This window comes from uncultured Fretibacterium sp., from assembly GCF_963544685.1.
Lineage (GTDB): Bacteria > Synergistota > Synergistia > Synergistales > Aminobacteriaceae > CAJPSE01.
Map to the genome: position 1 here is coordinate 1 of NZ_CAUUGJ010000093.1, position 8,970 is coordinate 8,970.

General features: G+C 64.9%; 5 protein-coding genes and 1 pseudogene. 1 reads left to right on the plus strand and 5 read right to left on the minus strand.

Annotated elements, in window-relative coordinates; translation table 11 throughout:
- From ABLA28_RS08855 to rapZ, 3 genes are all read right to left on the minus strand, one after another.
- The coding region (locus tag ABLA28_RS08855) for a hypothetical protein (protein WP_347713352.1) at positions 1-352 on the minus strand (352 nt) is incomplete at its 3' end.
- Position 353: 1 nt separating this feature from the next.
- Positions 354-1,460 (minus strand): gluconeogenesis factor YvcK family protein, encoded by a 1,107-nt coding sequence (locus ABLA28_RS08860; RefSeq protein ID WP_299302986.1) that lies wholly within the window; start codon positions 1,458-1,460, stop codon positions 354-356.
- A complete protein-coding gene (gene rapZ / locus ABLA28_RS08865) occupies positions 1,454-2,359 on the minus strand; it encodes an RNase adapter RapZ (protein ID WP_347713353.1) in 906 nt (301 codons plus the stop codon). Before rapZ ends, ABLA28_RS08860 begins: the two co-directional genes overlap by 7 nt.
- Positions 2,360-2,643: 284 nt before the next feature.
- On the opposite strand from rapZ, the gene ABLA28_RS08870 reads away from it, so the two are divergent.
- Entirely contained in the window at positions 2,644-7,971 is a 5,328-nt protein-coding gene (locus ABLA28_RS08870; RefSeq protein WP_347713354.1) for an MG2 domain-containing protein, read from the plus strand.
- A gap of 126 nt (positions 7,972-8,097) precedes the next feature.
- On the opposite strand, the gene ABLA28_RS08875 is transcribed toward ABLA28_RS08870, so the two are convergent.
- Positions 8,098-8,721, minus strand: coding sequence for a 2-oxoacid:acceptor oxidoreductase family protein (locus ABLA28_RS08875; RefSeq protein ID WP_347713355.1), 624 nt, complete (start codon positions 8,719-8,721; stop codon positions 8,098-8,100).
- 7 nt (positions 8,722-8,728) lie between these two features.
- Positions 8,729-8,970 (minus strand): annotated as a pseudogene (locus ABLA28_RS08880) (2-oxoacid:ferredoxin oxidoreductase subunit beta); the annotation flags it as partial.

Consider the following 8,970-nt stretch of genomic DNA (forward strand, 5'->3'; position numbering starts at 1 on the left):
GCCAGGACCAGTGCAAAGCGGTCGGAGAGGCGGCTTCCAGCAGTGCCGCACCGTAGGACTCGAGCATCGCCGGAAGGTCGTCGGGCAGGCGGATGCGCACGCGGCCCTTCATGTCCTGCGGGACGGCCAGCGCGTCGGCAAGGCTCCAGCGTTCGGTCCAGGACGTCCTTCGCCAGAGGCGAAAGAGACGGCGGACGGCCCAAAGGCGTGAGGTGCCGATCTGCAGGGGGTCCCTGCCGTGCCCCGGCGCCAGTCCCGAGAGCAGCCCCGCACACTCCGCCTCCGCCTGGAGGGGATCCTCGGCGGGATGGACGATCCATTCGTCCCAGAGTTCTTCGGCCAGGGAATTCAAGTCAGATATCCAGATCCCGATAAAGCCGGAAGAGGACCGCCGCCAGCTTCTGGGAGTCGTGACGCAGGAGCCGCGCCTCCGTGATGCGCACCATGGGGACCTCGATGCAGGTACAGCCCAGCCGGCGCAGTTCCTCCCTCTGATGACGGTTCAGATGGAGCGGCGCCGCCCCGTCCCGGCCGTAGGCCGCGACGATGTCGTCCGGTATGGGCTCGCTGTTGACGACGATGAATTCGGGCACCTTTCCCAGCGCTGCGGAGACCCATTCGAGGTGCTGGAGGATGTTCATGCCCTCCGTCTCCTCGGGCTGGGTCATCAGGTTGCAGACGTACACCTTCGGCGCCGGGGAGGCGCAGAGCCTCCTCGAGAAGTCCGGCAGGAGAAGGTTGGGGATGACGCTGGTGAAGAGGCTCCCCGGCCCCAGCAGGATCATCTCCGCCCCATCCACCGCCTGGAGCACCTCGGCGAGGGGGCGGGCATTCTGGGGCTCGAGCCAGATCTCCTTGATGCTTCGGCCGTTTCGCGATATCTCGAGTTCTCCCCGTACCCTCGTTCCATCCTTCGTCGTCCCCGCGAGGGAGATGGGCTCGGTGGTGACGGGCAGGACCCTGCCCCGGATGGCCAGAAGGTGATTCATCTGCTCGACCGCGACCCTGAAGTCGCCGCAGAGCTCCGAGACGGCCAGAAGCAGCAAATTTCCCAGGCTGTGCCCGGCGAGCTCCCCCCGGTCGAATCGGAAATCCAGCAGCTGCTTGAGCGAGTTGTCGTTCTCCGCGAGGGCGACCATGCAGTTCCGCACATCCCCGGGCGGCAGGACCCCCCATTCGGTGCGCAGGCGCCCGGAGCTCCCTCCCTCGTCCGTCACGGCCACGACCGCCGTGATGTTGCGGGTGAAGGCCTTCATCCCCTTCAGCAGCGTGGAGAGCCCCGTCCCCCCGCCGACGGCCACGATGAAGGGCCCCGAGGACAGACGCCGCTCGATGGCCCCCTTGAACGGGTCCTCGGCCCGGACGCGCCTGCCGCGGAACGGACGGATGCCGAACACCACCATGAGGAAGAACGCCGTGAATAAGCCCAGGGCGAAGCTCAGTGCCCATTCGATCACCATGGCTGTACCCGTGCCCTGTCCCGGTGGATGATGGCGACCCCGCCGCGCAGTTTTTCGTAACGGCGATAAAGCCACTCCGCGACGGCAACCGAACGATGCTGACCTCCCGTGCAGCCGATGGCGACGTGCAGCTGCATCTTGCCCGTCTCCAGGTAACGGGGAACGAGGAAGTCCAGAAAGCGCCCGCTTTGCTCCAGGAACTCCACGGTCTCGGGAAAGGACAGGAGGTATTCCCGGACGGCGGGATCCGTCCCCGTGAGGGGCTTCAGCTCCGGGACGTAGAAGGGGTTGGGAAGGAGGCGCACGTCGAGAACGTAGTTGCTGTCCTGGGGAACCCCGTATTTGAAGCCGAAGGAGCTCAGGATCAGGGACATCCCGTTTTCGACGTCCCCCAGGAACTCCTGAAGCAGGCGCTGCCGGTGCTGCTGGGGGTCCATGAGGGAGGTGTCGATCACGACGTCGGCCCGGTCCCGTATGGGGGCCAGAAGGGCGCGCTCCCTTCGGATCCCCTCCTGCACGGAGAGGTCGCCCCCCAGGGGGTGACGGCGCCGGGTCTGCTCGAACCGGTGGATCAGGGCATCGTCGGACGTATCCAGAAAGATGATCCGTACCCGCGGCATCACGCTTCGGATGTCGTCGACGACCTTCAGAAAATCGCCCGGCCGCTCGACGTTCCGGATGTCGATCGTCGCCGCGACCCCCGTCCGGACGGCGGCGCGGTGCCCCGTCAACAGAGTGAAGAGCTGCGGCAGAAGACCGGGAGGGATATTGTCGATCGCAAAAAAGCCAAGATCCTCGAGAACCTTGAGGGCCGTCGTCTTGCCGGCCCCGGACATGCCCGTCACAATCACGAACTGTTTGATGTCGCCCATCCCTGCCATTTCCTCCGGCCCCTCCATCGAACGCTCCCCCCTGCCCGCTTTGCCCCGAACGGATCGGAGTCCCGGCAATCTTCATAGCGGATACAGGCTATTGTACACGCGAAGCCCGAAAGAGGGGACGCGTTTTTTCCCCGAATTTCGTATCCCACCTCTTTCCCACCCCCAAAAACCACCCCTCGCGAACGCCCACCTTCATCCTCTTCATAAGTTATAATCGATTTGCGGAAGAAGGAGGACACGTCCTGCCAGACCGGTCGCCGGTCACTTTTCGAACTCATTCATCATTAAGGAGGAGGACATCGGTGCAGAAAAAAATTTTGGGGCTGCTGTTGCTGTTGGTTCTGTTCTCATGCTCATGGAGCGCGTCTCCGGGAGAAGGTGCGCTGCCCGCGGGGGTTCAGAGTTTCGCCCCCACGGGGAGGGTCTCGGAGAACGTCTCCTTTCGCATCGTCTTCAAGGACGTCATGGTGTCGGCCGGGGACGTCGACAAGACGGTCGGACCGGAGGACTTTCCCTTCACCGTGACGCCGGCGATCCAGGCGGAGGGAAAGTGGCAGAATCCCCGTACCTTCAGGGCCCGTCTCCTGGCGCCTCTCGACGCGGGGACCTCCTACGTCGCCGCCATCCGCGAGGGCCTGAAGACCCTCAAGGGGGGGAAGATAGGGACCGGGGAGTTTCGGTTCCAGACGGATTCCCTGTCCGTGAATGGCGTCCGCGCGGTGCGGGAACGCGGCGGAAGGGCCGCCCTGCTCCTGGAGTTCAACATGCCGGTGGATCCTGTCAGGCTGAAGGGATTTCTGAGCGTCCTGAACGAAAATGAGGAGAAGCTCTCCTTCTCGTTGGCCGGAGCGCTTCCGTCCAAGACGATCCGGGCCCAGCTCAGCATTCCGGATGCCTCGAAGGCGCTGAAGCTGACCGTCAAGCTGGCCTCCGGCCTGACCGCCGGGGGCGGGGACCTCGGCCTGGCGGAGGATTACTCCGCCACGGTGATTCTCAAACCGGTCCTGGTCGTGGAGAGCCTCGGTGCCGACGAGGAATCGATTGCCGTCAACTGCAGCTTCGCCGTGGACACCGAGGCGGCCAAGGATTTCATCTCCATCGAGCCGTCCGTCCCCTTTACGCTCTCCTACGAGTATGGCGGCAGGTTCAGCATAAACGGGGACTTCAAGCCGCGCAGCCGTTTCGTCGTCACCCTCCGCAAGGGGCTCCCCGCGAAGGAAGGCGGGCTCGTGCTGGAGGAGGAGTTCAAACAGGCCGTCATCATGCCCGACCTGAAGTCCTCGATCTCCCTGCCCGCCCCGGGCGTGTACCTCGCGGCTATCGGGGACGGAAGGGTTCCCCTGGACCTCGTCAACGTCAAAAAACTTCAGGTGGACCTCTGGAGGCTCTACGAGAACAACATTCCCTACGTGATCCGCGGCGATTACGACTCGTTCCAGAGGGATCTGGCCAAAAGGGTCCACAGCAGCGAGTTCGACCTCTCGCTTCCCCTGAATGAAAAGGTGCGCCGCGCCCTCTCCCTGGAGGAGATCGGCGGGGGCAAACGGGGCTTGTTCCTGCTCTCCGTCCGCGACCCCGATGGGGAATATTGGGACGAGGAGACTCAGATCGTCAACCTGAGCGACCTGGGGCTCGTGGCGCGGGTCTGGGAGGACGGAATGCTGCTATGGGCCAACACTCTCTCCTCGGTCCAGCCCGTCGAGGGCGCCGAGGTGCGTGTCTACAGCGGGGCCAATCAGGTCCTGGCCGAGGGAAAGACCGACAAGGACGGGCTCCTCGTGATTCAGAGGCAGGAGCCCTGGAGCACGAGCGAGAACGAGACCCCCAAGCTGGCCGTCGTCACCCGCGGCGAGGACATTACCTTCGTTCGCCTGACGAGGGGGTTGCTCTCCCAGGAAACCTTCGACACGGCCGGACGCCCCTGGCTGAGGTCCGGTTACGACGCGGCCCTCTTCTCCCCCCGGGACATCTACCGAACCGGTGAGGAGGCCCCGTTCAAGGCCGTGGTGCGCAACAGCGACGTCACGACCCCCAAGGCGTTCCCCGTCCTCTTCGTCGCCCGCGATCCCCTGGGACGCAAGGTCCGTCAGGAGACGGTGCTCCTCGACGACGAAGGCGGCGCGCCCTTCACGCTCTCCCTCCCCTCGAACGCCCTGACCGGGGCTTGGACGCTCTCTCTCGTCGTCCCCGGGAAGGAGGACGATCCGCTGGCCAGGATGAACTTCCACGTGGAGGATTTCGCCCCTCCGCGCATCGAGGTGAAGGCCGAGACGGAATCCAAGTTTCTGCTCCACGAGGACACCGTGAAGATGGACGTCTACGCGCGCTACCTCTTTGGGGTGGACGGCGCGGGGCTGCCGGCAAAGGCCTACTGGACGACCAGGGCCTCCGACTTCGCGCCCGTTCAGGACCGGTGGAAGGGGTATGTCTTCGGGGACTCCTCGCGGGCCTTCTCGGCCGGCGACGGAGAGTTCGACGAGGCGAAGCTCGACGAATCCGGAAAGGCGGAATTCAGTCTGAGCCTTGACGCCGATTGGTTGGCGCCCTCGATCATCGCTTTGACCTTGAGGGCCGAGGTGCAGGAGGACGGCGGGCGGTGGGTCTCCAAGTCGCTGACCCTTCCCTACTACCCCACTCCGTGGCTTCTGGGGATTGCGGCGCCCGAGGGGAAATTGGCCGTCAAGAAGGATCTGGACTTCAAGGTGGCGGCCATCGACCCCAAGGAGGACCCGGCGGATCCCGGCGAGCTGAACGCGGTGCTCTATCGCGTGACCTGGAACTACAACATGGTGACGCTGGACGGCCATACGCGCTGGCAGAGCACCGAGGAGCTGTCCGAGGTCGCAAGGAAGTCCCTCACCCTCAAGGATGGCCTGGGGACGGTATCGTTCAAGCCGGATCATTGGGGAACCTATCTGATTCGCGTCTCCGACGGGGATGAGAAGGCACGGGCCTCGTATCGATTCTACGCGGACGATCCCGCGTATGCCGACCGCGGCGGCTCTCAGCTGCTCGACCGCGTCGAGGTCGAGACGGACAGGGAGTTCTACAAGGTCGGGGACACGGCGAAAGTGACGCTGCGCTCACCCTTCGAGGGGCTCCTGCTGTTCAGCGTGGAGGGGGCCGGGTTGATCTCCCGCAATGTCGTGAAGGTCGATAAGGCCGAGACCGTCGTCGAGGTTCCCGTGACCGCGGAGATGGTCCCGAACGCCTGGTGCACCGCATGGCTCATTCGCCCGGTCGCCGAGGAGGAGGCCTGGGGCGCCCACCGTGCCGTCGGCGCCGTGCGCCTGAAGACGGACCTCTCGGCCTATCGTCTGGACATCTCCATGGAGGCCAAGGAGAAAACCGAGCCCGCAACGGCGCTGCCGGTGACGCTGACCCTCAGGGATGCGGAGGGGAAGCCGGCCAAGGCCGAGGTCTCGTTGGCGCTGGTCGACGACGCCGTCCTTGGTCTGACGGGCTACAAAACGCCGGACCTCCTGAATCATTTCTGGGGGCTCAAGGAACTCGGCTCTCAGGGGTACGACCTCTACGACCTGCTCATCCCCGTGGAATCCCGCGGCACCGAGCTCCTGCATCCCGCAGGCGGAGCGGCCGTAGCCGCCCTCGCGGGGTCCGATACCGCGCAGCGCTTCAAGATCCTCTCCCTCTTCCAGGGAGTCCTCTCGGCGGACGAGTCGGGCGTCGTGAGGACGGAACTCGTGCTGCCGGAGTTCAGCGGGCGTGGAAAGCTCTTCGCCGTGGCGGCCTCGGGCAACCGGTTCGGGATGGCGGAGCAGGCGGTCCAAATCGCCCGCAGCGTGGTGACGGAGGCGGACCTGCCGCGCTTCGCCGCCCCCGGCGACGCCTTCAACGCCCCCGTGACCGTGTTCAACACCTCGGAGGAGAGCCGCGACGTCAAGGTCGAGGTCCTCGTGCAGGGCGGCCTGAAACCCGAGGAATCCGCGACGACGTTGTCGATAGGGCCAAAGGAGTCCGCCAGGTGGGGGACGACCGTGAAGGCGCTCGAACCCGGCACCGCAACGTGGACCGTGCGGACCTCCTGGAGCGAGGAAGGGGCGGAGAAGAGCTTCGATCAGGAGATCGAGCTGCCCGTCCGTTCGCCCTGGCCCATCGTCTCGAGGTCGGGGTCCGGGACCTTCAAGGCGGGGGAGACGCGCATCGACATCCCGAGAAAGGACTTTGCCGGCGACCTGCTGGGCAGCCTGACCCTGTCGGACTCCCCGGCCGTGGACCTGACCCGGGCCGTCACCTACCTGCTGAACTATCCCTACGGCTGCCTGGAGCAGACCCTCTCCAGCGCATGGCCCTTCCTGGTCCTGCCGGAGGCCGTGGCGAAGGTCGATCCGCTCCTGGTCGACAGCCGCGCGGCGAAGGACAAGACCGATTCGGCGATAGCGCGGATACAGTCCATGCAGCTCTACGACGGGTCCTTTACGATGTGGCCCGGCGGCACGTCCACCTACGCGTGGGGCAGCGTCTACGCAACGCACTTCCTGGTGGAGGCCCGCAAGGCGGGGGTGCCCTATCCCGAGGAGATGCTTCGGGGAGCGATGAACTGGCTGAAGGAGTACCTGGCGTCCCTGCCCGACAACCGGTATCCGTCCGCGGAGAAGGACGACTTCACCACGAAGGCTTACGGAACCTACGTCCTTGCGCTCTGCGGAGAAAAGCCGCTCGGCTGGATCGAGTACCTGAAGGAGAATCAGACGAACATGTGGCCGTCCGGCGCCATCTGGCTCGCCGGGGCCGCAGCCCTGACCGAGGGCCGGCCGGACGCGCTGCGCGCTTTGGGGCTCAAGGGCGGTTCGGCTCCGGCCGAGTCCCGCTACAGGACTCTCGAGTCCGACGTCCGCAACGACGCTCAGCTGCTCTCGCTCTGGATGGAGGTCGAGCCCGGTGCCTCAGAGGCGGTGCAGCTGGCGGCGCGGCTTCTGAAGGCGGGAGAGGAGAATCGCTGGTACAGCACGCAGGACAATGCCGCGGTCCTGATGGCGCTCGGCCGATACAGCCTGAAGGTCGGGACCGAGAAGGCCCAGCTCGAAGGCTCCTTGCTCGATGCGGAAAAGAAGGAGCTGCTCCAGTTCCGGAGCGGAAGCTCCGCCTCGGCCGCCGTGTCCGATCTGCCGGAGTCCGGCCTCGTGCTCTCCGTCAATGGGACGGGCAGCGGCTATTACAGCTGGACGCTTCTCGGATATCCCGTCGATCGGCCCGAGCCCGAGAGCCGAGGGTTGAAGGTCACCAGTACCTGGCTCGACGAGAAGGGAAACAAGCTCGACCCATCCAGGCCCGTGCCTCAGGGGATGAGGATCCAGGTTGTCCTGACCCTCGTGCCTTCCCTTCCCGTAAGCAATCTGGCCCTCTCCTGCCTGCTCCCCGCAGGGCTGGAGATCGAGAACCCGAGGCTCTCGGACGAGGGCGAGGAGGCAAGCCTGTTCCGCAGCGACGTCAGGGACGATCGCCTGCTGCTCTTTGCCGACCGGCTCTCGCAGGCGGCGACGTATCGCTTCCGGGTTCGGGCGGTGACGAAGGGGACCTTCGCCATGCCGCCCATCTCGGCCGAGGGAATGTACGATTCCGAGATACGCTTTATCGGCGAGACGCCGGCCCCGCTCGTCATCGAGTGATCGTCGGCGGACTCGATTCCGGACATCTTTGTACGAACGAACAAGACGGGCGCCTTTTCGGCGCCCGTCTTGTTCGTTCGTTCTCGGCTCCCCTTGTCGAAACCCTGGGGCCTTGGAAGGAAAAAATCAATCGGGCAGAGGCATCTGCTTCAGGACCTCGTACCCGGCGTTGAATGCTTGGAGGTTGAGGTCCGCGATCTTCTGCACGGGAAAATGCGCCGCGATCACCTTGCGCAGGGAATCGGGGGAGGCGATCTTTTCCAGCTCCAGGATCCGCCCGACACAGCCCAGGGCCACCATGTTCGTGACGATCTCCCGTCCCAGCTTCTCCCGGGCCGTCCTGACGATGGGCAACACGTAGATGCGGGCGTCGATACGAGCCTGGATGCTCTCGACGCTGCCGCCGCCGTATTCCCCCGTGCGCACGCCCGGAAGGTCCGTGACGAAGAAATCGTCGTACACGATCCGTCCCCCGGGCTTGGTATCGGTCGCAAACTCGTCCGCGGCAGCCTGGGTCAGGATGACCTGGAGGCTGGGGGCAATCACCTTGGGGTAGTCGATGGGCTCGGACGATATGACGACCTCGGCCTTGGACTTTCCGCCCCTCGCCTCGGGACCGTAGGCCTGAGACTGGACGACGTAAAGCTCCGGTTCGTAGTACGTAATGGCCTGGCCGATCAGCTCCGTGGCCAGAATGACCCCCTGTCCGCCGGATCCGGCGATGCGAATTTCAAACCTCTCCGCCGCCATATCCCCTCTACCCCCTCACCTTGTCGATGACCAACTTCTGATACTGTTCCGTATACTCCGGGACGTCTTTGTTGACGAATTCACCGCAGACGATCCTGCCCTCCAGCTCCTCGGGGCTCATCGTCCGGGCCTTGGCGAGGGGGATAGAGGCCTCCTTGAAGAAATTGTAGTTCTCGATGGGGAGCCTGCGGTTGTTCTTGCGGCCGAACTGGGTATGGCAGTGGGTCACCACCTCGATGACCGAGAACC

What these genes read in the sequence shown, in the direction of transcription:
- ABLA28_RS08860 (WP_299302986.1), bottom strand. Translation starts at nt 1,460, where the DNA reads ATGGTGATCGAATGGGCACTGAGCTTCGCCCTGGGCTTATTCACGGCG.
- rapZ (WP_347713353.1), bottom strand. Translation starts at nt 2,359, where the DNA reads ATGGAGGGGCCGGAGGAAATGGCAGGGATGGGCGACATCAAACAGTTC.
- ABLA28_RS08875 (WP_347713355.1), bottom strand. Translation starts at nt 8,721, where the DNA reads ATGGCGGCGGAGAGGTTTGAAATTCGCATCGCCGGATCCGGCGGACAG.